Raw genomic sequence first — 686 nt, forward strand, 5'->3', positions numbered from 1 at the left:
ACGCTCTCGGAAGCCGGCATATGACAAAAGACCGCAACGAAACCGAAACCCGTGCCGAACTGATCGACCCGGCACTCAAGGACGCGGGCTGGGACGTGGTCGACGGCAGCCGCGTGCGCCGCGAGGTCATCATCACGCTGGGTCGTCTGCAGGGCGCGGGCACCCGGGCGAAGCAGGAGATCGCCGACTACGTGCTCGTCTACCGGAACCAGAAGCTCGCGGTGATCGAGGCCAAGCGCGAGAGCGCCCCCGTCACCGAGGGGTTAGGCCAGGCGAAGAAGTACGCCCAGAAACTCCAGACCCGCTTTACCTTCTCCACCAATGGCCACGGCATCTACCGCGTGGATATGCAGACCGGCGACGAAGGCGATATCTACCGCTATCCGACACCGGATGAACTTTGGGACGCAACCTTCGGCGAGAGCGATGCCCAGGAGCGTTTCTGGCGAAACCGTTTCTCCGCGGTTCCGTTCGAGGATAAGGGAGGACAGTGGCAGGCCCGCTACTACCAGCACAACGCGATCACCAAGACGCTGGATGCGATCAGCCAGGGCCAGGATCGCATCCTGCTGACCCTAGCGACGGGGACCGGCAAGACGGCCATCGCCTTCCAGATCGCCTGGAAGCTCTCCCATAGCCGCTGGAACCTCACCGACTGTCGAAACGGCCTCGAGGAGGGGCAGAAG

1 protein-coding gene is annotated in these 686 nt (G+C 63.4%); it reads left to right on the top strand.

Going from position 1 to position 686, the window contains the following annotated elements; translation table 11 throughout:
* Positions 1 to 20: 20 nt before the first annotated feature.
* Positions 21 to 686 (top strand): DEAD/DEAH box helicase family protein (locus GY725_19835; protein ID MCP4006437.1); only part of this gene is annotated, 666 nt, incomplete at its 3' end.

This window comes from bacterium (assembly GCA_024226335.1).
Lineage (GTDB): Bacteria > Myxococcota_A > UBA9160 > SZUA-336 > SZUA-336 > JAAELY01.